Source organism: Brevibacterium sp. Marseille-P9724 (assembly GCF_902500275.1).
Taxonomy (GTDB): Bacteria; Actinomycetota; Actinomycetes; order Actinomycetales; family Brevibacteriaceae; genus Brevibacterium.
This window is the reverse complement of the sequence record NZ_LR722990.1, coordinates 546,062-568,791: the sequence shown is the minus strand read 5'-3', so window position 1 is coordinate 568,791 and position 22,730 is coordinate 546,062. Positions and strand designations below refer to the sequence as shown.

The 22,730-nt window shown below is 62.6% G+C and carries 19 protein-coding genes; 9 read left to right on the top strand and 10 right to left on the bottom strand.

What is annotated here, in order from left to right:
• Positions 1–2 precede the first annotated feature (2 nt).
• The 5 genes from GC119_RS02745 to GC119_RS02725 all read right to left on the bottom strand — a co-directional run bounded on the left by GC119_RS02745 (position 3) and on the right by GC119_RS02725 (position 6,215).
• Positions 3–1,442, bottom strand: a complete 1,440-nt coding sequence (locus GC119_RS02745) for a glyceraldehyde-3-phosphate dehydrogenase (protein WP_151952367.1) — start codon at positions 1,440–1,442, stop codon at positions 3–5.
• Between the two features lie 39 nt (positions 1,443–1,481).
• A complete protein-coding gene (locus GC119_RS02740) occupies positions 1,482–2,147 on the bottom strand; it encodes a DNA-3-methyladenine glycosylase (RefSeq protein ID WP_226829211.1) in 666 nt (221 codons plus the stop codon).
• Between the two features lie 19 nt (positions 2,148–2,166).
• The gene (locus GC119_RS02735; protein WP_070572422.1) at positions 2,167–3,204 is read right to left on the bottom strand and encodes a YhjD/YihY/BrkB family envelope integrity protein; all 1,038 of its coding nucleotides are present in this window, start codon (positions 3,202–3,204) and stop codon (positions 2,167–2,169) included.
• A 10-nt stretch (positions 3,205–3,214) separates the two neighbouring features.
• Complete coding sequence (gene ppk2, locus GC119_RS02730) at positions 3,215–4,327, bottom strand: polyphosphate kinase 2 (RefSeq protein ID WP_226829197.1); 1,113 nt, start codon at positions 4,325–4,327, stop codon at positions 3,215–3,217.
• A gap of 85 nt (positions 4,328–4,412) precedes the next feature.
• Positions 4,413–6,215 (bottom strand): AMP-dependent synthetase/ligase, encoded by a 1,803-nt coding sequence (locus GC119_RS02725; protein ID WP_151952366.1) that lies wholly within the window; start codon positions 6,213–6,215, stop codon positions 4,413–4,415.
• 145 nt (positions 6,216–6,360) lie between these two features.
• On the opposite strand from GC119_RS02725, the gene leuS reads away from it, so the two are divergent.
• Together leuS and nadE are read left to right on the top strand one after the other, a co-directional pair.
• Positions 6,361–9,234, top strand: coding sequence for a leucine--tRNA ligase (gene leuS / locus GC119_RS02720; protein WP_151952365.1), 2,874 nt, complete (start codon positions 6,361–6,363; stop codon positions 9,232–9,234).
• A gap of 118 nt (positions 9,235–9,352) precedes the next feature.
• Positions 9,353–10,180, top strand: a complete 828-nt coding sequence (nadE, locus tag GC119_RS02715) for an ammonia-dependent NAD(+) synthetase (RefSeq protein ID WP_151952364.1) — start codon at positions 9,353–9,355, stop codon at positions 10,178–10,180.
• Positions 10,181–10,198: 18 nt separating this feature from the next.
• On the opposite strand, the gene GC119_RS02710 is transcribed toward nadE, so the two are convergent.
• Genes GC119_RS02710 through GC119_RS02700 form a run of 3 tightly spaced genes read right to left on the bottom strand, consistent with a single transcriptional unit; the run spans position 10,199 to position 11,681 of the window.
• Positions 10,199–10,564, bottom strand: coding sequence for a fluoride efflux transporter FluC (locus tag GC119_RS02710; protein ID WP_226829195.1), 366 nt, complete (start codon positions 10,562–10,564; stop codon positions 10,199–10,201).
• A complete protein-coding gene (locus tag GC119_RS02705; protein WP_151952363.1) occupies positions 10,561–10,989 on the bottom strand; it encodes a CrcB family protein in 429 nt (142 codons plus the stop codon). Before GC119_RS02705 ends, GC119_RS02710 begins: the two co-directional genes overlap by 4 nt.
• Positions 10,986–11,681, bottom strand: a complete 696-nt coding sequence (locus GC119_RS02700; RefSeq protein WP_151952362.1) for a hypothetical protein — start codon at positions 11,679–11,681, stop codon at positions 10,986–10,988. Before GC119_RS02700 ends, GC119_RS02705 begins: the two co-directional genes overlap by 4 nt.
• A 72-nt stretch (positions 11,682–11,753) precedes the next feature.
• On the opposite strand from GC119_RS02700, the gene GC119_RS02695 reads away from it, so the two are divergent.
• From GC119_RS02695 to holA, 5 genes are all read left to right on the top strand, one after another.
• A complete protein-coding gene (locus GC119_RS02695) occupies positions 11,754–13,136 on the top strand; it encodes a UDP-glucose dehydrogenase family protein (RefSeq protein WP_151952361.1) in 1,383 nt (460 codons plus the stop codon).
• A 49-nt stretch (positions 13,137–13,185) separates the two neighbouring features.
• Complete coding sequence (locus GC119_RS02690; RefSeq protein ID WP_193215596.1) at positions 13,186–14,100, top strand: DegV family protein; 915 nt, start codon at positions 13,186–13,188, stop codon at positions 14,098–14,100.
• A gap of 109 nt (positions 14,101–14,209) precedes the next feature.
• Entirely contained in the window at positions 14,210–14,926 is a 717-nt protein-coding gene (locus GC119_RS02685) for a helix-hairpin-helix domain-containing protein (RefSeq protein WP_151952359.1), read from the top strand.
• 46 nt (positions 14,927–14,972) lie between these two features.
• Positions 14,973–17,225, top strand: a complete 2,253-nt coding sequence (locus GC119_RS02680) for a ComEC/Rec2 family competence protein (RefSeq protein WP_151952358.1) — start codon at positions 14,973–14,975, stop codon at positions 17,223–17,225.
• 9 nt (positions 17,226–17,234) lie between these two features.
• A complete protein-coding gene (holA, locus tag GC119_RS02675; protein WP_151952357.1) occupies positions 17,235–18,221 on the top strand; it encodes a DNA polymerase III subunit delta in 987 nt (328 codons plus the stop codon).
• Between the two features lie 77 nt (positions 18,222–18,298).
• Here the strand turns inward: holA and rpsT are convergent, their stop codons facing one another.
• On the bottom strand, positions 18,299–18,565 hold the full coding sequence (gene rpsT, locus GC119_RS02670) for a 30S ribosomal protein S20 (RefSeq protein ID WP_151952356.1): 267 nt from the start codon (positions 18,563–18,565) through the stop codon (positions 18,299–18,301).
• Between the two features lie 249 nt (positions 18,566–18,814).
• Complete coding sequence (locus GC119_RS02665) at positions 18,815–19,546, bottom strand: type II toxin-antitoxin system PemK/MazF family toxin (protein ID WP_151952355.1); 732 nt, start codon at positions 19,544–19,546, stop codon at positions 18,815–18,817.
• Between the two features lie 71 nt (positions 19,547–19,617).
• Between GC119_RS02665 and lepA the strand changes: the two genes are divergently transcribed.
• Both lepA and hemW read left to right on the top strand, forming a co-directional pair.
• Positions 19,618–21,480, top strand: a complete 1,863-nt coding sequence (gene lepA, locus GC119_RS02660; RefSeq protein WP_151952354.1) for a translation elongation factor 4 — start codon at positions 19,618–19,620, stop codon at positions 21,478–21,480.
• Between the two features lie 15 nt (positions 21,481–21,495).
• The gene (hemW, locus tag GC119_RS02655; protein WP_151952353.1) at positions 21,496–22,710 is read left to right on the top strand and encodes a radical SAM family heme chaperone HemW; all 1,215 of its coding nucleotides are present in this window, start codon (positions 21,496–21,498) and stop codon (positions 22,708–22,710) included.
• Positions 22,711–22,730: the final 20 nt, after the last annotated feature.

Below are 22,730 nucleotides of genomic sequence, written 5' to 3'. Positions count from 1 at the left end.
GATCAGTCGTTGCCGGGCAGCGAAGGGGCCTGAACTCCGGCCATGACGGCAAGGCAGCGGACAACCTGCCAGGAGTAGCCGTACTCGTTGTCATACCAGATGTAGACGACAGCGCGGTCGCCGTCGACAATCGTGGCCAGACCGTCGACGATGCCGGCACGGTGAGAGCCCACGAAGTCAGTCGAGACGACTTCGGGACTTGCGATGTAGTCAATCTGGTTGCGCAATGGCGAATCCAGCGAAACATCGCGCAGGTGGGTGTTGAGTTCGTCCTTGGTGGTGGCCTTGTCCAGGTTGAGGTTGAGGATGGCCATCGAAACGTTCGGGGTGGGAACGCGGATGGCGTTGCCGGACAGTTTGCCCTCCAGTTCCGGCAGGGCCTTGGCTACGGCCTTTGCGGCACCGGTTTCGGTCAGAACCATGTTGAGGCCGGCTGCGCGGCCGCGGCGTGCTCCCTTGTGGAAGCTGTCGATGAGGTTCTGGTCGTTGGTGAACGCGTGCACGGTTTCCACGTGCCCGTTGCGGATGCCGAAGCTGTCGTTGATGACCTTCAGCGTGGGCGTGATGGCGTTGGTGGTGCACGATGCCGCCGACAGGATGGTGTCGGAGTCTTCAATGTCTGCGGTGTTGACGCCGTAGACGATGTTCTTGATATCGCCCTTGCCCGGTGCGGTGAGGATGACCTTGCTGACGCCCTTGGACTTCAGGTGCTGGCTGAGCCCAGCTTCGTCACGCCACACACCGGTGTTGTCGACGATGATGGCGTCGTTGATGCCGTAGGCGGTGTAGTCGACGCTTGCGGGGTCCGACGAGTAGATGACGTTGATGAGAACGCCGTTGGCCTGAATGGTGCTGTTTTCTTCGTCGACGACGATGTTGCCGTCGAATTTGCCGTGCACAGAGTCGCGACGCAGCAGCGAGGCGCGCTTGATGATGTCGTCGTCAGAGCCCTTGCGGACCACGATGGCGCGCAGGTTCAGCCCGTTGCCGCCTGCCTGCTGAACGAGGATGCGGGCCAGCAGACGGCCGATCCGCCCGAAGCCGTACAGCACGACGTCACGCGGAGCCGGCGACTTTCCGGCCTTGCCGACAGCGTCAGCCAGTTCGCCCCGGAGGTATTCTTCGAGGCTGCTGCTCTGTGCCTGAAAGCCGGAGGTCAGGCGGCCCAGATCGATGGTGCTTTCACCCAGATCGAGGGTTTCGAGGACGCCTGCGACTTCAGCTGCGGTGCTGAGGTCAAGTTCGACGCCGTTATTGTGGTGTCGCGCGTAGCGGGCGGCCTTGATGATGCCGTTGACCGATTTGTTCTGCAGAGTCCGACCGAAGATGGTCAGCTGTACGCGGTTGTTGCGGTAGAGGCGGCCGACAGCGGGAAGAAGCTGTTCGGCGGCTTCTGCTTTCGCATTCCATTCGCTCAGGCGCTTCTCGGTAAGCTCACTCACCCTGGGGGTTCCTTCCTTTGGCTGATAATCGGGATCATTCTACTGGGGAGGCGGCCCTATCGCCCAGTCGCCCGCAGGGCGGACGTGACGTCCCGCGCGGAATTTCGAAACGGATGGTTCGCCGTCAATCCAGTAGCGCCACGGAAAGACCGCCGGGTCGCCTCCTTGGCCGCCGACTCCCACGCGCGGGCCGTTTCTCACGAGGTGCCGGTCCGGCTGTTCGCTCCCCAAACGCAGGTGCCACTCACCGGGGCTGATGAGGTCTGCTCCGTCGTCGTCGCGGTCGGCTCCAAGCGCCTGTGCCAGATTGCCCGGGCCAGAAGCCAGCAGGCGGTGGGGGACCGGCGTGGACCGGCGGGCCATGCGGCGCTGCTGGGCAAGGTCTTCGCCCTCGAGAATTTCGCCGGAGCGGATGAGTACTCCCGTGCCGCACCCTGCGCGGTCGGCAACGAGGTTGATGGAAAAGTGCATCCCGTAGATGAAATAGCAGTACAGGTGTCCGCCGGAGCGGAACATCGTCTGGTTGCGCTCAGTTCTGCCGTTGAAGGCGTGGGAGCCGGGGTCGGCGCTTCCGACGTAGGCCTCGACCTCGGTGATGCGCAGTGCGACGGTGCCGTCTGCGTCGCTGTGGATGAGCACGCGGCCAAGAAGATCCGGCGCCAGGGAAAGCGCGGGGCGGAGGAAGAAGTCTTCCTCCGCCCGCAGACCGTGCGTGTTGATCAGCTCAGCGCTTTTCTTCGTAGCGTTTGAGGCCCAGAATGGTTGCCGCGACGATGCCCGTCCCGACGACCAGGGCGCCCAGGTGGGCAACGACCGACGGCGGTTCGATGTTCTCCCGCTGGGAGACGGTCTTCGGGTCTTCGCTCACTCGTCCGAACACGGGGGCTTCTGCGCTCGTTCCCATCCAGGCGGCAACTACCAGGATGATGCGGGCGAAGAGGTTCATCGACAGCATGATCGCAATGACCGGGCCGAACAGAGCAGCCGTTGGCGACCCGGAGAACAGCGAAATGAGCACGGTTGCCAGATTGAGCAGCACCGTCAGGGCAATCGCACCGAACAGCGAACCGAGCATGAGCGTGCGCTTGGGCAGCGGATGAGCCGGAATCGCCCAGAAGATGAACATGAACAGAACCCAGCCCAGGCCCAGTGTCAGCAGGATCGTGACGATGTTGAGCACTGGGGCCGCCCAGCCGGGCAGCTGGAACAGTTCGGCGATGAAGGACTGCAGACCGGTGCCGATCACGGTGCCTGCGATTGTCAGGCCCGTGAGGATGAGGATCCCGATGAGTGTTCCGATGTTCGTGATCACCCGAACGGGGAACGCCTGCTTGGGAATCTCACCCATATCGGCAGCCAGCTGAGCGCGGATGGCGTCTTTGAGGTTGCCGATGAATCCCTGTGCGGTGTAGAGCGCCGAGAGGATACCGACGATGCCGACGGCCTTCCAGTTGGAAATGAAGTTCGTCAGCATCTCGGCCATTTCGTCGCTTGAGCCAAGCGAGCTTTCGATGTAGTCGTTGACGGTTTCGACCGCTTCTGGACGGACGACGTCAAGGAAGAATCCGAGAGCAGAGAAGGCGAACATGAGGATCGGGATCATGGCGAGCACGAGGAAGTACGTGATCGCCGCACCGAACTGGTTGCCCAAGCGGGCCCCGAAGCGGGCCATCGCTCGAATGATGTGGGCGATGGCCGGACGGGCCGTCAGCGGGACCGAATATTCGTCTTCGCTTTTCTTGTCCGTCAGAAGCTGAGTCATAGGTTCCTAATCAGATCTCGAGGGTGTCGAATCGCACGCCCGGTGTTTCGCCCGAATCGTAGATGTCGAAGCGGGATCCGAGAATGAGGGGATCGGGTGCGGTTGCGATTTCTTCGTCCTTGCCAGGGTAGTCAAACTGATTGAGCACGTGGCGGATCGCTTCGAGCCGGGCGCGCTTCTTGTCGTTCGACTTCACGACGGTCCACGGGGCTGCCGCGGTGTCAGTGTAGAAGAACATGGCGTCCTTGGCCTCGGTGTAGGAGTCCCACTTGTCGAGGCTTGCAAGGTCAGTCGGTGAGAGCTTCCACTGGCGGACCGGGTCGTTGCTGCGCGAAGCGAAGCGGTGCAGCTGCTCCTCCCGTCCCACGGAGAACCAGAACTTGACCAGTTTGATGCCGGAGTTCACGAGCATGTTCTCAAACTGCGGGGCCGAGCGGGTGAAGTCGAGATACTCTTCCGGCGAGCAGTAGCCCATGACGCGCTCAACGCCGGCGCGGTTGTACCAGGACCTGTCGAACAGCACCATTTCACCGGCGGCCGGCAGGTGGTAGACGTAGCGCTGGAAGTACCACTGGGTCTGTTCGCGCTCCGTGGGCTTTTCGAGTGCGACGACCCGGGCGCCGCGGGGGTTGAGGTGCTCCATGAACCGCTTGATGGTTCCGCCCTTGCCTGCGGCGTCGCGGCCTTCGAAGATGATGACGAGCTTCTGCCCGCTTTCCTTGATCCAGGTCTGCAGCTTCAGCAGCTCAATCTGCAGGGCGCGCTTGGTGCGTTCGTATTCCTTGCGGCTGAGCTTTTCGTCGTACGGATAGTTGATCTTCCACGCGTCCGACTTGGGACCCTTGCGCTTTTCCAGGCTGTTGCGCAGCGAGCGGATCGAGTCGATTTCGTTGGCGAAGTCCGGTACGCCGTCTGGTGTGAGGGTGAAGTCGGCGTCAGTGTCAGGCTTTGTGGTCTGTGTCTTGTCGGAGGCCGCAGCCTTGTCAGCTGCCCGTGCCGAGGATGCGGGCTTCTGCGCGGCTGCTGCGGATTCAGATTTCGCCGAAGTCTTGTCGGCGGCGTCTGCCGGTTTTTTGGCCGAGGTGGCGGAGGGTTTGCGGGAGGCGTCGTTTTGAGCGTTCATAGTTCTATCTTAGAGAATTCACAGGGTTCATGGAGCATCTGCTCGTGGAGCAGAAGCGTGTGTCTTGCCGCGTGATCTCAGCTGATCACCCGGCTGGTTTCTGCTGCGCGTAGATCTCGTCAATGGTTTCGGCGAAGTCACGGGTGACCAGGTGGCGCTTGACTGACTGTTTGGCCGACAGGTAGTCGTTCTCCACGGTCAGTTCGACCGGCAGAATGCGGAAGGCGCGGATCGACTCGGCACGCGAAACGGTTTTGTTTGCCCGGTCGATGGCCTTCTGGACTGCGTGCTGCACGCGTTCGTGCTTTGCGGCCTCTTCCAAGGACATGTTCGGCAGGCCTTTGCTTTCAAGCCAGCCGGGCAGCATTTCCGAATCGAGGAAGATGAGCGCGGAAACGAACTTCTGTCCTTCGCCGATCACAACCGGCTGGCCCACAGCTGGGTGGCGCCGGATGATGTCCTCCATGGGAGCCGGAGCGACGTTCTTGCCTCCGGCGGTGACGATGAGCTCCTTTTTGCGGCCGGTGATGGTGATGAAGCCGTCTTCGTCGATTGAGCCCATGTCGCCGGTGCGGAACCATCCGTCGACGAAGCTGTTCTTGGTGGCTTCGTCGTTGTGCAGGTAGTCCTTGAACACGCACAGTCCCTTGGCGAGGATTTCGCCGTCGGGAGCAAGTGCTACGGAGCAGCCCGGAAATGGGGTGCCGACCGTGCCGATGCGGCTGAGCCCCGGGGTGTTGACGCTGATGGGTGCGGTGGTCTCCGTTAAGCCGTAGCCTTCGAGAACGTCGATGCCGACTCCGGCGAAGAAGTGGCCCAGGCGGGTGCCCAGGGGGCCGCCGCCGGAAACTGCGTGGGCGGCCTGGCCGCCGAGGATCTTGCGCAGTTTGCTGTAGACGAGCTTGTCGAAAAGGGCGTGCTGCATTTTCAGGCCCAGCGGAACCTTGCCCTTGGACTTGGCTTCCGAATAGGCGACGGCGACGTTCTCCGCGGCGCTGAACACCTTGCCCTTGCCGGAGGTTTCGGCGTTCTGCAGCGCGGCGTTGAACACCTTTTCGAAGACTCGCGGCACACCCAGGATGAACGTGGGGCGGAACAGGCCGAGTGATTCGGTGAGTTTGGTCAGATCGGCTTCGTGCGCCAGCACTGCGCCCTGGATGATGCACGCCGTTTGGATGAAGCGGGCGAAGACGTGTGCCGTGGGCAGGAACAGCAGGCAGCGCGCTCCGGGGTAGAAGACTTCCGGGACGTGTGCGCGGGCTGCCTGTGTCGTCTGCACGAAATTGGCGTGGGTGAGTTCGCAGCCGCGGGGTTTGCCCGTGGTGCCCGACGTGTAGATGATCGTGGCGACATCAGCCTGCTGGATGGCCGAGCGGTGTGCGCTGAGCTCGTCGTCGCTGACCGACCGGCCTTCGGCGATGAGCTCTGTACAGCCGTCGTCCCAGACGAAGACTTCGATGTTGTCTGCGGCCGCTGCGTGCAGGCGCTGCGCGTATTCGTCGTCTTGGGCAACGGCGATTGTGACCCCGGCGTCTTCGAGGATCCAGGCGACCTGATCGCGGCTTGATGTGTCGTAGAACGGTACGGAAATGCCGCCGGCGAAGCTGATCGCGAAGTCCATGACGGTCCAGTCGTAGCTGGTGGGACCGAAGATGCCCACGCGTACGCCCGGGCCGACCCCGCGCTTCATGAGGCCCTTTGCGCGCGCCACGACGTCGGTGAAGAATTCACGTGCGCTGACTTCTTCTTCGCGTCCGCTCTCCAGGCGGCTGAGCAGATGCGCTTCGGGGTCGATTTCGACTCGGGCGGTCAGGGAATCGGGGATGGTCGACGTGGTGTCAAGCTCGAATTCCAGCGGCGTCGACGACATCGGCATCATCAGCGTCATGCAATCTCCTTCGAATGGTTATTGCCATCGTATTGGTCTCACGGCGCATGCGCACCTTGGCGGACATGTCGGACACGCTGAGCGTTTGTCTGTGCCTGTGCATAGAATTGGCCGCGACCCACAGTGTTCACCTGGAAGGACTCCGATGACGTCTACGTCGCCCAAGCCCGCTTCTTTTCGGTATGACGCGGCTCTTGCCGAAAAGATCGAAAAGAAGTGGCAGCGTCGGTGGCAGGAGCAGCAGACCTTCGCAGCTCCCAATCCCAAGGGTGATCTCGCAGAGTCGATCAACGGCTTCTCCGCAGAAGACCGTGAGCCGGTCTACATCATGGACATGTTTCCGTATCCCTCCGGTGCCGGGCTGCACGTGGGCCACCCGCTGGGCTACGTGTCGACTGACACCTACGGCCGGTTCCTGCGCATGCGCGGCAAGAACGTCATGCACGCGCTGGGCTACGACGCCTTTGGGCTTCCAGCAGAACAGTATGCACTGCAGACGGGCCAACATCCGCGTGTGACGACCGATGCTGCGATTGCCAACATGCAGAAGCAGCTGTTCCGCATGGGCCTGGCACACGACCCTCGCCGTTCTTTCGCCACGACGGATCCCGCGTTCGTCAAGTGGACGCAGTGGATCTTCCTGCAGGTCTTCAATTCTTGGTACGACCCCGAAGCTGATGGGGGACGAGGCGCCGCTCGCCCGATTTCGGAGCTTGTGACCCAGTTCGAGCAGGGTCGTGACACCGGCCGGGGCCCGTGGTCAGAGCTGAGCTCGGCAGAACGTGAAGAGGTGCTGCAGGGATACCGCTTGGCCTATATTTCAGAGTCTCCTGTCAACTGGTGTCCGGGCCTGGGCACTGTGCTCGCAAACGAAGAGGTCACGGCCGAAGGCCTGTCGGAGCGCGGGAACTTCCCTGTGTACACGCGCAGTCTGCGGCAGTGGAACATGCGCATCACCGCCTATGCCGACCGTCTGGCCGACGACCTTGACAAGGTCGACTGGCCCGATGCGATCAAGGCCATGCAGCGCAACTGGATTGGCCGTTCGACCGGTGCCTTCCTGCGCTATGAGCCGCAGACCGAGGGCTTGGAGTGCATCGAGGTCTACACGACGCGCGCCGACACGGTGTTTGGCGGAACGTTCCTCGTTCTTTCGCCGGAGCACCCGCTCGTTGAGTCATACACGGCCGACCAGTGGCCGGCGCAGACCCCCGACGCTTGGAAGGGCGGTAAGAGCACCCCGGCTGAGGCAGTAGAGGAATATCAGCGCTGGGCAGCTGGGCGCACCCCCGTGGAGCGCCAACAGGATAAGAACAAGACCGGTGTCTTCACCGGCACGTACTCGGCGAACCCGGCAACGGGGCAGCTGATCCCGGTGTTCATCGCCGACTATGTGCTCATGGGCTACGGCACGGGCGCCGTCATGGGTGTTCCTGCTGAAGACTCCCGCGACTGGGACTTCGCGAAGGTGTTCGACCTGCCGTATATCCGTACGGTCCAGCCTGACGCTGACCACGACGAAGATTCCGCATATCAGGGCGAAGGCGAGAAGATCAATTCGGCCAATGCTGAGATCGACGTCAACGGCCTGGAAGTGGAAGCCGCGAAAGCCGCTGTCGTCGAATGGCTGGCCGGTCAGGGGCTGGCTGAGGAAACCACGCAGTACCGTCTGCGCGACTGGCTTTTCTCCCGCCAGCGCTACTGGGGTGAGCCGTTCCCCATCGTCTATGACGAAGACGGTGTTCCGCACGCCCTGCCAGAAGAGCAGCTGCCCGTCGACCTGCCGGAAATGGACGACTTCTCTCCGCGCACCTTTGATGCTGACGACGCGGCTTCGGAACCCGAACCTCCGCTGGGTCGCAAAGAAGAGTGGGTCAATGTCACCCTCGACTTGGGCGATGGTCCCAAGCAGTACCGCCGTGAAACCAACACCATGCCCAACTGGGCGGGATCGTCGTGGTACCAGCTGCGCTACGCCGACCCGACAAATGCTGACGCCGCTGTCGATCCGGTCAACGAGGCCTACTGGCTGGGGCCGACTGCCGAGCGCCCCGCCGGGGGTGCCGGTCTGTACGTCGGCGGTGTCGAACACGCTGTCCTGCACCTGCTCTACGCTCGCTTCTGGCACAAGGTTCTGTTCGACCTGGGACACATTTCGTCGTCCGAGCCGTTCCACCGCCTGGTCAACCAGGGGTATATCCAGGCCTATGCCTACACGGATGCGCGCGGGGTCTACGTGCCCGCGGCAGATGTCGAAGAGCGCACGGACGATGCTGGCGAAACCACCTACTGGTACGAAGGTGAGGAAGTCAGCCGCGAATACGGCAAGATGGGCAAATCGCTCAAGAACGTCGTCACACCGGACGAAATGTATGCGGCTTTCGGCGCGGACACCTTCCGTGTCTACGAAATGTCGATGGGTCCGCTGACCATGTCGCGCCCCTGGGAAACACGCGCTGTCGTCGGCTCGCAGCGTTTCCTGCAGCGGCTGTGGCGCCTGGTTGTGGATGAAGACTCCGGCGAACTGCTGGTCACTGATGACGCTGCGGACGAAGAGACCCTGCGCGCCATGCACACTGCGATTTCCGGTGTCACTGAAGACATGGAGAACATGCACTTCAACACCGCCGTGGCGAAGCTCATTGTTCTCACCAACCACCTCACCAAGACGGGGAAGGCGCCACGGGAAGCCGTCGAAGCTCTCGTGCAGATGACAGGTCCCTTGGCGCCGCACATTGCCGAAGAGCTGTGGGAGCGTTTGGGACACGAAGAATCCCTGGCCTACCGCGCCTTCCCGGAGGCCGATGAGCGCTACCTCAAAGCTGAGACCGTGACCGCAGTGGTGCAGGTCAAAGGAAAGGTGCGCGACCGGCTTGAAGTTCCGGCTGACATCACGGAGGAAGAGCTTGAGAAGCTCGCCGTCGAATCGCCCGGAGCCCAGCGAGCACTGGCAGGTGCTGGGCTTCGCCGCGTGATCGTCAAGGCTCCCAAGCTCGTCAATCTGGTGCCGGACGCCTAAGAGTCCACCGGCTGCCTGTGACGCAGGCCGTCTGCTGTTGTGAAACTCACACGCGCAGACGGCCTGTTTGCGTGCTGACAAATTGGTGTGAATTCTTCTTCGGGCTACCGTTGTGCCCATGACTAGGCTTGCTGACAAAATCCGGGCTTCCCTGGCAGTGAAGTCGTCCATCGAACCCCGCGAAGAAATCGCTGTGCGCGTGCAGTTCCTTGTCGACTACTGCCTGACAACGGGAGCACGCGGCTTCGTGCTGGGGATTTCCGGCGGCCAAGACTCCACACTCGCCGGGCGCATGTGCCAGATGGCAGCCGAGAAGCTCCGTTCGCTCGGCGAAGATGTTGCCTTCACCGCCGTGCGGCTGCCCTACCGCGTCCAGTCTGATCACGAAGACGTACAGCTGGCCATGGACTTCATCCAGCCGGACAAAGACGTCGACTTCAACATCGGCAGCTCCGTGGACGCTCTGGCAGACGAATTCACCTCGGCCCTCGGTGAGCCGATGAGCGACTTCAATCGCGGCAACGCCAAAGCGCGCATCCGCATGGCCGCGCAGTACGCCATTGCCGGAGCATCCGGTCAGCTCGTTGTCGGCTCAGACCACGCTGCCGAAGCTGTCACCGGCTTCTATACGAAGTTCGGCGACGGGGGAGCGGACGTCATGCCCCTGTACGGGCTGACCAAACGTCAGGGACGGGCCCTTTTGGAAGAAATGCGAGCCCCCGCTCGCCTGTACGAAAAGACGCCGACGGCTGACCTTCTGGACGACGCCCCCGGACAGTCGGACGAAGAGGCACTCGGTGTGAGCTACCGGGAGATCGACACGTACCTCGAAGGCGGCGAGGTGCCCGAAGACGTTGCCATGAAGATCGAACAGCTCTTCATGCGCAGTCGCCACAAGCGCACCGTGCCGGTTGCTCCGCACACCGACTGGTGGATCCGATGCTGAATCCGGGCGCAGGTGGGCTCAGCTGAACAGCCGGAAGAACACCCATGCCCCGCCGCCGCAGAAGACAGCGGTGGCAGCGCAGTAGCTCACCGCAAGCACAGTTCGGCGGGTGATGAGCATCTGCACCGTCGACACCATCAGTGTTGAGAAGGTTGTGAAGCCGCCAAGGAAACCTGTTGAGACCACGGTGAGCGGCACCTCGTGCCCGGTCAGACAGGCCGCGGCGGCCCCGGCGGCACAGCTGCCGATGACATTGACCACGAAGATGCCCACCGGCCAGGCCGGTGAGCGAAACAGGCGTGTGAGAGCGCTGTCGAGAAGAAAGCGCGCGGCGGCTCCGAGACCCCCGGCGGCGCATACGAGGGCGAAGATCGTTCCGCTCACGATGACCTTTCGAACCGTTTGCCGATCACGATTCCAACTGCGACTGCCACAAGCCCAGCCGTGGCTGACAGCAGCGGGTACACCGCGGACCCGGTCAGAAAGCTGTGCACAGCTATTGCGGACGTGCTTGAGAGAGCACCGGCCAAACCGGTGCCCAGCCCCAGGCGCAGGGGCGAGTGCGGTGCTAGCAGCGAAGGGCGAGCACAGATGAACGCGAGCAGACCACACGCCAGTGTGTTGGCAATCAGCACAGCCCAGTCAGCGTCAAGCAGGATCCCCAAACCTGCGCGCGCAGCAGTGCCGACTGCACCGCCGAGGAACACTGCTGCGGTTCTGCTGAACAGTCCCGCAGCAGGTGGGATCCCGGCCGCCGACGCTGGGCGAGCAGAGCCGGGAGGATAGGCGGCCTGTCCAGCCGGACTCACAGGAGGTCAGCTTCGAGCACTGCCCGCTCGAAGGCCGCCCGCGCGCCCAACAGATTCTGGGAGAGAGTGTCGCCGGCGTTGGCCGCGGCAGCGAACTCACGCCATCCGCCTTCGCGGGTGTCGCCGGGAATGATCGACCGGACGCCGTCGGCTTCGGCAGTTTCAGATTTCAGCCAGGCGTGCAGATCGCGTGCGGCGCGGAAAACGTCCATAAAAGCGGTGTGCACGGCCGCATCGGCGAATGACTGCTTGGCTGACGAGCTGAGGAAGTCATCAAGCTGCGCGGCACCTTCGGCCGGAAGGTCCTGACCACGATTGATGCGGAGGTTTTCCATGAGCGGACTGTCCGCGGAGAAGACCTCGAGCAGCTTCTGTGCTGCGGGAGCGTCCGGTTGATCGTCTTCGGGCAGTGCCGCAGCGTAGTAGATGGTGTTTTCGACTTTGCGGGCTTCCGCGACTTCGGCATTGAGAGCATCAATGCGGTCCTGGGTGCGGGCCCATTCCAAGCTCATTCCGACAGTGCCGGCCAGAATCGCCAAACCGGTGAGCACAATGATGAGGCCGATGACAACACCGGCGGCACCTGGGAAGATGACAGCCGCGACGATTCCCACAACGACAAGGACAATACCGGCGACCGCAATGAGCAGCGCCGACAGGGAATTCACGAGAAAGTCGGTAAAACGCATCACACCGTCCACTTTAGTACGGCTGCCCGTGGGACTATGGGAAGCAGAACTGAACACCTGCGAGGAGAGGGTCAATTGACTCACATTTCGGTCATCGGCTGTGGTTATCTCGGCGCGGTGCACGCTGCCGCTATGGCTTCTGTCGGACACACCGTCATCGGCGTCGACACGGACACACAGAAGCTGCAGAAGCTGGAAAACTACCAGCCGCCGTTCTTCGAACCCGGCCTTGCTGAGCTTCTCGAGGCCGGACAAGCCGAACAGTCAGCTGGAAACGAAGGCGCGGACGGAACTTCGCAGCGCCTGTTGTTCACATCGGACATTTCACGTGCGGCCGAAGCCAGCGTCCACTTCATCTGCGTGGGCACGCCTCAGTCACAAGAGAGCAACGCCGCTGATATGACCTATGTGAACTCCGCGATCAACGACCTCATGCCCCACCTCAAACCGGGTGACCTGGTGGTGGGCAAGTCGACCGTGCCGGTCGGTTCGGCAGCTGAACTGGCCAAGAAGGTCGCACCGACCGGGGCGAAGCTGGCCTGGAACCCCGAATTTCTGCGCGAAGGCCACGCGGTGGAAGACACTCTGCGGCCCGACAGGATCATCTACGGAGTAGAAAGCGGCAGCGAAGACGACCCCGCCGTGGCAATTCTCGATCAGGTGTACGCGCACAACCTGCGCGGTGGTGAGGCCGGTGCCGCTGGCGAGGTGGGTGCAGTGACCCCGCGGATCGTCATGGACTACCAGACAGCCGAGCTGGTCAAAACAGCTGCGAACTCCTTCCTGGCGACCAAGATTTCGTTCATCAACGCGATGGCGGAGCTGTGCGAAACCGCCGGCGGTGACGTTGCTGTGCTGGCGGACGCCATTGGCATGGACAAGCGCATTGGACGGCGCTTCCTCAACGCGGGATTGGGCTTCGGCGGAGGCTGCCTGCCGAAGGACATCCGCGCCTTTATCGCCCGTGCCGACGAACTCGGGGTCGAACAGGCCGTGAGCTTCCTGCGGGAAGTCGACAGCATCAACCTGCGCAGGCGAGCCCGCATGGTCGACCTGACACGCGAAGCACTCGGCGGAGACCTCTCCGGCAAGCGGATAACGGTGCTGGGCATCGCGTTCAAACCCAACACTGACGATGTTCGGGACTCTCCCGCACTCGACGTCGCTGAGCGCCTGGAACAGGCCGGTGCTCAGGTCGTCATCACCGATCCGGAAGCCATTGAGAACGCCCGCCGCCGCGATCCTGAACTGACTTACGCCCCAGACCTGACAGAAGCCCTCACCGGGGCTGACGGTGTTGTCCTGCTGACGGAATGGCCGCAGTACAAGAACCTCGACCCTGTGGCGGCGGGCGAACTCGTTGCGCAGAAGATCATCGTCGACGGCCGCAATGTCGTCGACCGCAGGGCATACCGCGAAGCCGGCTGGACGGTCCGCGGCCTGGGCAGGCAGGAATGAACTCTGCGGCAATGAGCTCTGCAGCAAGCCGCGAGTGCGGGACTGTGCTGTGATCGGACTGATTCTCGATTCGACCGTGCGGTTGAGCGATGCTGACCGTGAAGAGCTCGACCGCGCTTTCGCCGGTCGGGTGCACTCGGTCGATCTTACGGTCACGGTCGATGAAGCCGAGTTCCAGGATTCACAGCTGGATCCGTCTGAGCTGTGCTCGCGTATGCGCGGCGGAAGCACCGTCCGGACCTCAATGCCCGCGGTCGAGGACTTCGCCGCAGCAATTCGCGAACAGCTGGACGGCGGAGCCGACGAGGTCATCATCATCACGCTGTCAGCGGAGATGTCCGGCACGTACAGGGCCGCCACAGCCGCTGCGGCGCAGGTTGCGCAGGAACGCGGGCTTGAGGCTGACGGTCCCGTGGCCATTCGAGTGATCGATTCGCGCACCGCCAGCGCTGGCTCCGTCGGCATCGCCCACTGGGCGGCCGCGAATGCACACTTGGGATTGACTGCTTGCGCCGATGCCTGCGAGAAAGCCGCCGCACAGTTCAGCGCAACCTACTTTGTCCCCGAAACACTGGTGTACCTGCACAGGGGAGGAAGAATCGGCGGCGCGGCGGCTCTGTTCGGACGCGCACTGAAGATCGTGCCAGTCTTGCAGGTGCACGAAGGTCGCGTAGAACCGGCCGCGCGAGTCCGCACCACCGCAAAGGCCGCCCGCCGCGCAGTCGACGAAGCAGCCGCCGCCGTGGCCGAAATGCGGACGCGTGAAGGGGCGGAGAACCTGCGGGTGCAGGCGACCGTTCTGCACCCCGAAGGCACGGCCGATGAGGGCAGTGCGCTCTTTCGCGCCATTCTTCAGGCCGCACGCGCGCAGTGGGAGCACGTGGACACCGCGGTTCTGTCGACTGTTGTGACAGCCCATGTGGGCCCCGGGTCCGCCGGCATTGAAGTCCGGCTGGTGCCCTAGGGCGTGCCTGAAACCTCGGGGGAGCACTTAGGCGCTGCCCTCTGTGGATGATTCCACGCTGTCCACAGGCACCCAGCGGGGTGCGGTTCGGTGGGGTTGAATACGGTGCATGAAACGCTCACCAGAAGACAGGCTGGGCTCTTTGCGTGAGAGCTCCGCGCAGGGATGGCAACCCGAGGACGACGTCGACGACATTGCCGACCTGCTGCCGAAAAGCCGCCCGCTGCCGCGGCGTACGGTTATTGTGGCGCTTATGATCATCGTTCTCATCGCTCTGTGCGTTTTCGGCTATCTCAGGACACGGGGCAGCAGCCAACCGCAGGCGGCGGAAATCACGGCGGAGCCGACAGAACAGGCAACCGTGCAGGTGCACGTTGCCGGGGCCGTCAAGAAACCAGGTGTGGTTACGCTCAGCGGACAAGCCCGGGTTGTTGATGCGCTCGATGCCGTCGGCGGGACGAAGAAGAATGCAGACCTCACCCAGGTAAACCTCGCTAGGGTCGTCAAAGACGGCGAACAGATAGTTGTACCGGAGATCGCAGACGACTCCGGCCCCAACGGTCCGCAAGCACCGAGCGGGGCGACTGGTGGTGGCGCCGGGGCGGCTTCTGGCAGCACAGCGACAGGTGCAGGGCAGAAGATCAACATCAATTCCGCCTCGGCAGCAGAACTTGAGAACCTTCCGGGCATCGGTCCTGTCACGGCGGCTGCGATTGTTGCGCACCGGGAGGAGAAAGGGCCCTTCACCTCGGTGGATGCGCTGACAGAAGTGTCAGGCATAGGGGAGGCGACCCTTGCGAAGATCAAACCGAACGCCACCGTCTGAGCACTTCTTTCGATATGGCCTGAAGTATCCCGTCACCCTTCGGCTGGTGGCAGCGGCCGCCGCAGTGTGGCTCTGTGCCGCGCTTCCCGCACCCGACTGGGTGGTGATGGCGGCCGCCGGTGTTTTCACAGTCCTGTCCATCGGTCTGTGGGCATGGACGGAATCGACCCCAGACGGTTCGAGTAGGGCACAGCGGCGGATCAGCCGTCAAAAGCGCGAATCCGGCCGTGCGCAGGCAACGGCGCTCCTTGCCGTGACCTGCGTTGTCGTGGGACTGGCCGCTGTAGGGGTCAGCGCGGCGCGCATGCTCGGCACCCCGGACGAAGGCACTGTGTCCGGGCGGGTGAAGATCGTCAGCGATCCGGTGCAGAGTGCCTCGGGTTGGTGGCGGGCGGCGGCGTCGACGGACGACGGCCCCGTCACCCTGCTTTCCCGCGAGGAGCTTCCCGAAGCCGGCAGTACTGCGCACGCGGACTTGTCATTGACGCGCGAAGCTTCGCAGGCGACAGGTTTTGTCAACTCGATGCGCGATGTGCGCGGACCCGTCGGAATGTGGCACGTGCGAAGGGACGTACGACAGGAGTTTCATGCGGCAATAGTAGGTGGGAGTGCGGGTGCGGGCCTCGTGCCGGGTCTGGTTCTCGGCGATCGCACCACAGCGGACGACGCGCTGCTGGAGGACATGAAGATCGCATCCCTGACCCATGTCTCAGCCGTGTCGGGCACGCATTTGGCGATTGTCGCGATGACCGCACTGTGGTTGGCGCGCTGGATCAGCCATCGCCCGCTGAGCGCAACTGCGGTGGCTGTGGTGCTCGTAGCCGGGTTTGTGTTCATTGTGGGTCCGGCCCCTTCTGTCATCCGTGCCGCCGGTATGGGCCTGGTAGGGGCCTATGCCGTGGTGCGCGGAACTGGCAAACGCAGTTTGGCCCTCATAGCGGCAGCGGTCATCGGTGTGCTCATCACCCGGCCGGAGCTGTCCAGCTCCATCGGCTTCACTCTGTCGGTGTGTGCTGCCGGGGCGCTGATTGTGCTCAGCCAGCCGATGACAACCGCACTGTGCAGGTGGATGCCTCCGTTTGCGGCGAACCTCCTGGCTGTTCCAGTCTGCGCGCAGCTGGGCGTGTTCCCGGTGCTGCTGACTATCGACAGCCAGCCGAGCCTGTGGTCAATACCGGCCAATGTCGTGGCTGTTCCCGCATTGGGGCCCATTGTCATCGGCGGTCTCGCAGTGCTGGTGTCAGGTGGACTGCACCTCCTGACCGGCTGGGCCGTATTCGGCTATTTCGCCGATGGTGTGGGTTGGCTGCTGCAGTGGCCGGCCCAGTGGATTGCACTGGTCTCGCACACGGCGGCTGGCCTGCCCGGAGCTGTGCTGCCGTGGGCTGCGGGAACACTGGGCATTGTTGTGGCTGTGGTGCTGGGTGTGTCAGTCGGTGTTGCTGTCATCGGCTTTCGCAAAGTCAGGATCCGCAGGCTCGCTGCGGCTGTCGCAGTCGGTGCGCTTGTGCTGGGAATGGGGCTGCCGCTGATCCACCGGCCCGCAGGCGATTGGACCGTCGCCTTCTGCGATGTGGGGCAGGGCAGTGCGACCGCGGTTCGGCTCAGTGCTGAGCACGCTCTGCTCGTTGATGCTGGGCCTGACGAGGCGAAGCTCGCCGACTGTCTGTCAGCTCTGGGGGTGCGGCAGACGAGCGTCATCATCAGCCACTTCGATGCCGACCACTATGCGGGGCTGCGGGCGGCCACAACCGGTGGGAGGACGGTGGCAGCCGTATGGGCATCGGCACCGAGCCTCGCCGATCCCAGAGCACGCGAAGTGCAGGCTCTGACGGGGCACGAGGTGCGCGGACTCACCGAAGGCATGGCGTTCTCATCGGGCGATGTCCGGTGGGAAGTGCTGTGGCCGCCGCCGGACATGGCAGAGCAGACTGACGGGCGAAATCAGATCTCAGCGGTCATCCAGATCGAAACGGCTGGAGTCTCTGTACTTCTGACGGGGGATGTCGAAGAGGACGGACAGAGAGCCATGGCCGCAGAAAGCGTCCAGGCAGACATTCTCACCGCACCCCACCACGGCTCTCGCTTCATTGATCCGAGCTTCTTCGCCCAGGTTGGCGCTTCGGCGGGAATCGTGTCGGTTGGTGCGAACAACCGCTACGGCCACCCAACACGGCAGGCGCTCGATGCCTTTGGCTCCGTGCCGGTTCTGCGCACAGACGAATGCGGCACCGTTGTACTGGACCGCGACGCTCAGCTCAGAGGGCTCGGCGGGTGCACTGGGTCTGTAAGCGGCTAGGCTGATCACGTGGCAGCGAAGAAAACACTCATCCCGTGGCACCGCGCCAAACCGGCCCCCATTGTGCTGATTTCCGGGCCGGAAGCGGTGCTTGCCAGAAAAGCCCAAGACACCGTGCTGGGCAAGGCGAAGAAGACCCACGGCGATGACATCACACACCTAGATGCTAGTTCGTATCAGCCGGGTGAACTCGCACAGGCAGCCGCACCGTCACTGTTCACCACGCGCGGCATAGTGGTCGTCGAGAACTGCGCCACGATGAACGACGCTTTTCTGACCGACGCGCTCGCATACGCGGACGAGCCTTCCGACGACATGGTCGTCATCCTCAAACACTCCGGCGGCAACAGGGGAGCGCGGCTCATAAAAGCTCTCGAAAAGGCCGAGTTTCCACGCATTGACGCCTCGGCGTTGAAATCAGAAGCCGACAAGAACGCCTTTGCCGAAGGCGAATTCAAACGCGCCGGACGCTCTATCCGACCGGATGCGCTCGCTGCTCTCATGGATGCGCTCGGATCGGACGTTTCGGAACTCGACCAGGGTATCCGCCAGCTGCTGGCTGATACGGAAGGCGAAATTACCCATCAGATTGTCGACCGCTATTACGGCGGGCGGGTCGAGGCGACAGGGTTCAAAGTCGCTGACGCAGCCTGCTCCGGCAACACCGGACAGGCGCTCGCGCTGACCCGCCACGCATTGTCAACGGGCACGGACCCCGTGCCGATTGTCGCGGCAGTTGCGATGAAGCTTCGCCAGCTGGCGAAGGTACAGGGGCTCAGCGGCTCTTCTGGCCAGTTGGCAGCCGAACTCAAAATGGCTCCGTGGCAAGTGGACCGAGCACGCAGGCAGGTTCGCCAGTGGAACGAAGCCGAACTGGGGCGTGCGCTGCTCAATGTCGCAGCGGCCGATGCGGCTGTGAAAGGCGGCGGACGGGACCCCGAATTTGCGGTTGAAACCCTCGTGCGGGAAGTCGCCCAGTCAGCCCGCCGGCGTTGATCGGCAGCAAGTCACGTAGAACCGCATGAAGAAAGGGGGACGAAACACGTGGTTCGTCCCCCTTCCCTTCGGCTCTATCAGGCCTTGAGCGCGTTCACTGCCTTAGCCAGGCGCGACTTGCGGTTGGCTGCGTTCTTCTTGTGCAGCACACCCTTGCTCACTGCCTTGTCGATCTTGCGCGAGGCAACCTGCAGGGCTGCCTGTGCTTCGTCAGCGTTGCCAGCTTCGATGGCTGCGCGGACCTGGCGGATGTGACCGCGAACTTCGCTGCGCACAGCGCGGTTGCGCAGGCGAGCCTTTTCGTTGGTCTTGTTCCGCTTGATCTGAGACTTGATATTTGCCACTTCAACACTCTTCTGTCGAATTCAATAGGTCGTGAGGGCTTCCTCATACTCGATGCGCTCTCAGCGGGGAAAGCGTCAGGCGCCTGAATATCAGGAGTACATCCACCCGACCATGGTGAGACACACACCTTGGCGGACATACGGCCAAAAGCATAGCGGCTCACCGGGGCGAACGCTAATTTTCAGCGGATGTCAGCGCGGTTGAATTCGCCACACGCTGCGAACCTGTCCGCCGTACAGAGCCTGCTGTCAGCTTTTCCCTCCGGTTTCGATGTTCTCCACGATCTTCGAGTACAGACTCATGGGCATGATGGCTCCCTCGCGGCGCACTGCGTTGGGTGCGATTCGGATGACGCGGTCTAAGCGGACTTCCGAGGGGCGGTTCTTTGCGTCCCAGTCGCCGGATCCGATGTTGATCCACGGTGTTCCCTCGTTGTGCCGGATTTCGCCGACATTGCCGGGCACCTTGTCCTTGGAGGTGAGCATGAGCCCCAACAGCCACGAACGGTCGTGTCCCACGAGCAGGACCGGACGGTCTTTGCCCTGTGTGAAGTCCTCTTCGTAGGGCACCCAGGCCCACACGACTTCGCCCGGGTCGGGACTGCCGTCGAGGTCGGGGGAGTAGACAGGCCGAACGGTGCCGGTGAAATCACCCGGGTAGCCGCCTGATGGCCTTTTGGGGAATCCCTGTTTGATCGGCTGGTTCTCGGCCCGCCGGGCGATTGAGAATTCGTCCCGCTTCTTCGGGCCTCCGCTGCCCTTCTTAGGGTGCGCCTTGTTCTTCTGGGTTCGCCCTGGTGAGTTGGCAGGGCTGCCTGGAGCTCCACCTCGTGAGTCTGACGATGCGGAGGGCCGGCCTCCCAGCAGGAGGTCGGCTGCCAGCCGACCCGCCTGTTCCTGGTCGATGCTGCGGCTGAGCGCCGTGATTCCGGCTCGAAGTCCTTTGCGAATGAGGCGCTGTGAGAAGTTGGAATTCGCCATGTGTCAACGATAAGCGCTGACTGGGTGTATGAGACAATGAGTAGCTGTTTGAGACCCACAAAGGAGCGTTCATGCCTCAGGTGAGCGATACTGCTGCCCAGCGGATTCAGGTGGCGTCCACCGACCCTGCGAATATCCGCAACTTCTGCATCATCGCCCACATTGACCACGGTAAGTCGACTCTTGCCGACCGTATGCTGCAGATGACCGGGGTGGTGCAGCCGCGTGAAATGCGCGCCCAGTACCTCGACCGGATGGACATCGAGCGCGAGCGCGGCATCACGATTAAGTCGCAGGCGGTGCGCATGCCGTGGATGACGGATGACGGCGAACCGTTTGCGCTCAACATGATCGACACTCCCGGGCACGTGGACTTCTCCTACGAGGTTTCGCGTTCGCTGGCGGCGTGTGAAGGTGCGCTGCTGCTGGTGGATTCCGCGCAGGGCATTGAAGCCCAGACGCTGGCGAACCTGTACATGGCCATGGAGCACGATCTGACGATTGTTCCCGTGCTCAACAAGATCGATCTGCCGGCAGCGAATCCGGACAAATACGCTGAGGAGCTTGCCAATCTCATCGGTGTCGAGCCCGAAGACTGCCTGCGGGTGTCCGGCAAGACCGGTGAAGGTGTTGAGGATGTTCTCGACCGGATTGTCAGTGACATTCCCGCTCCGGAAGGCAATAAGGACGCGCCGGCGCGTGCCATGATCTTCGACTCCGTGTACGACACCTACCGCGGTGTTGTCACATACGTTCGTGTGGTTGACGGCCAGTTGGGTCCGCGCGAAAAGATCCAGATGTTTTCCACCAGTTCGACGCACGAAACCCTGGAGATCGGCGTGTCCTCGCCTGAACCCAAACCGTCGAAAGGTCTGGGTGTTGGCGAGGTCGGCTACCTCATTACGGGTGTGAAAGACGTGCGCCAGTCGAAGGTCGGTGACACGATCACGACTGCCGCCAACCCTGCCGAAGAAGCACTTGAGGGCTATCAGGAGCCCAAGCCGATGGTGTTCTCCGGGCTGTTCCCGATTGACGGTTCGGACTATCCGGTGTTGCGTGATGCGCTGGAGAAGCTGCAGCTTAACGACGCTGCGCTGACTTTTGAACCTGAGACCTCGGCGGCCCTGGGCTTCGGCTTCCGCTGCGGGTACCTGGGTCTGCTGCACTTGGAGATTGTGCGCGACCGTCTGGAGCGCGAATACGATCTTTCGCTCATTTCGACCGCCCCGTCTGTTGTCTACCAGGTGACGATGGAAGACGGCACCGAGTACACAGTGACCAACCCCAGCGAATACCCGGAAGGGAAAATCAAGGAAGTCCGCGAGCCGATGGTTGCGGCGACGATCCTCACCCCGTCGGATTTTGTTGGGCCCGTCATGGAGTTGTGCCAGAGCAAACGCGGCCAGATGAACGGCATGGACTACCTGTCGGAAGACCGTGTGGAGCTGCGCTACCGCATGCCGCTGGCTGAAATCGTGTTCGACTTCTTCGACCAGCTGAAGTCCCGCACCCGCGGCTACGCGTCTCTTGACTACCAGGATGACGGCGATCAGGCAGCCAACCTCGTCAAGGTCGACATTCTGCTGCACGGCGATCACGTGGATGCGTTCTCGGCAATTGTCCACCGTGATGACGCCTACCACTATGGCGTGAAGATGGCTGGGAAGCTCAAGGAACTCATTCCCAGGCAGCAGTTCGAAGTTCCCGTGCAGGCGGCTATCGGTTCGCGCATCATTGCGCGTGAGACCATTCGCGCTATCCGCAAGGACGTTCTTTCCAAGTGCTACGGCGGTGACATCAGCCGTAAGCGCAAGCTGCTGGAAAAGCAGAAGGAAGGCAAGAAGCGCATGAAGATGGTCGGAACTGTCGAGGTTCCGCAGGAAGCCTTCATTGCCGCGCTGTCGTCGGATGCTGCCGGCGGCGGAAAGAACTGACGGAAGAGCTGATCGGTGCCGGCACAGCCTGACGGCGACGTTCCTCCGCTTGACGGTTCACTGCCTGCTTCCGCGCAGGCCGGGGCCGAATCACGCTCACTGAGTGCCTATATTCACGTGCCCTACTGCCGGGTGCGCTGCGGCTACTGCGATTTCAACACCTATACGGCCGAGGAACTCGGTCCGGGTGCCAATCGTTCCGATTGGGCTGGGAATCTGGCTCACGAGGTGGAGCTCGCCTCCCGTGTTCTGGCTGACTTTCCTGCCAGGCCGGTGAGCACCGTGTTCTTCGGCGGGGGAACGCCGACTCTTCTGCCGGCGGCTGATTTGGCTTTCGCGCTCGAACGCGTGCGGGATGCTTTTGGCTTGGCGGATGGTGCCGAGGTGACGACTGAGGCAAACCCAGACACTCTGAGCCCTGCGTATGTGGCCAAGCTGGCTGAGGCTGGTTTTACGCGCGTGTCGATGGGCATGCAGTCGGCGGTTCCGCACGTGTTGGCAACACTGGATCGCACGCACAATCCAGAGCAGGTCCCCAAGGCTGTTCAGTGGGTTAAGGAAGCCGGTATGCAGGTGTCAGTTGACCTCATCTACGGCACACCGGGGGAGTCAGCCGAGGACTGGCAGCGTTCTGTTGACGCAGCCGTTGCGATGGAGCCGGACCACATTTCGGCGTATTCGCTCATCGTTGAACCGGGCACCAAGATGGGTGCGCAGGTTCGCCGCGGTGAGCTGCCCATGCCGGACGAGGACGATCTGGCGGATAAGTACGTGGCTGCTGATGCTGCTTTTTCTGCCGCCGGTCTGCACTGGTACGAGGTGAGCAACTGGGCGCGCAGTGCTGACCACGAGTGTCGTCACAACAATGCCTACTGGACGGGCCAGGACTGGTGGGGCTTTGGTGCTGGGGCACACTCGCACGTTGGGGGAGTGCGCTTCTGGAATGCTAAGCATCCGCGTGCCTGGGCTGATCGGCTGGGCCAGGGGCAGTCACCGGCGATTGGCCGGGAAGTCCTCGATGCGGATACTCGCAGGCTGGAAGACCTCATGCTGCGAGCCAGGATCCGGCGGGGCATGCGGCTGTCCGAACTGCCTGCGGGTACTGAGCTTCTGTTAGAACAGTTTGCCAAGCAGGGGCTTGTAGAACCTGATGAGGAATGGCTTGCGCTTTCGCTGCGCGGTCGCCTCATGGCGGATTTCATTGTCCGCGAGCTGTCGGAGTACCTGTAGTCACAGCGGCAGGCCAGCGG

Bases quoted from the DNA above. Each gene is read 5' to 3' on its own strand.
- lepA (WP_151952354.1), top strand. From the start codon at position 19,618: ATGCCTCAGGTGAGCGATACTGCTGCCCAGCGGATTCAGGTGGCGTCC.
- ppk2 (WP_226829197.1), bottom strand. From the start codon at position 4,327: ATGAACGCTCAAAACGACGCCTCCCGCAAACCCTCCGCCACCTCGGCC.
- nadE (WP_151952364.1), top strand. From the start codon at position 9,353: ATGACTAGGCTTGCTGACAAAATCCGGGCTTCCCTGGCAGTGAAGTCG.
- GC119_RS02665 (WP_151952355.1), bottom strand. From the start codon at position 19,546: ATGGCGAATTCCAACTTCTCACAGCGCCTCATTCGCAAAGGACTTCGA.
- GC119_RS02735 (WP_070572422.1), bottom strand. From the start codon at position 3,204: ATGACTCAGCTTCTGACGGACAAGAAAAGCGAAGACGAATATTCGGTC.
- GC119_RS02685 (WP_151952359.1), top strand. From the start codon at position 14,210: ATGAAACGCTCACCAGAAGACAGGCTGGGCTCTTTGCGTGAGAGCTCC.
- GC119_RS02725 (WP_151952366.1), bottom strand. From the start codon at position 6,215: ATGACGCTGATGATGCCGATGTCGTCGACGCCGCTGGAATTCGAGCTT.
- leuS (WP_151952365.1), top strand. From the start codon at position 6,361: ATGACGTCTACGTCGCCCAAGCCCGCTTCTTTTCGGTATGACGCGGCT.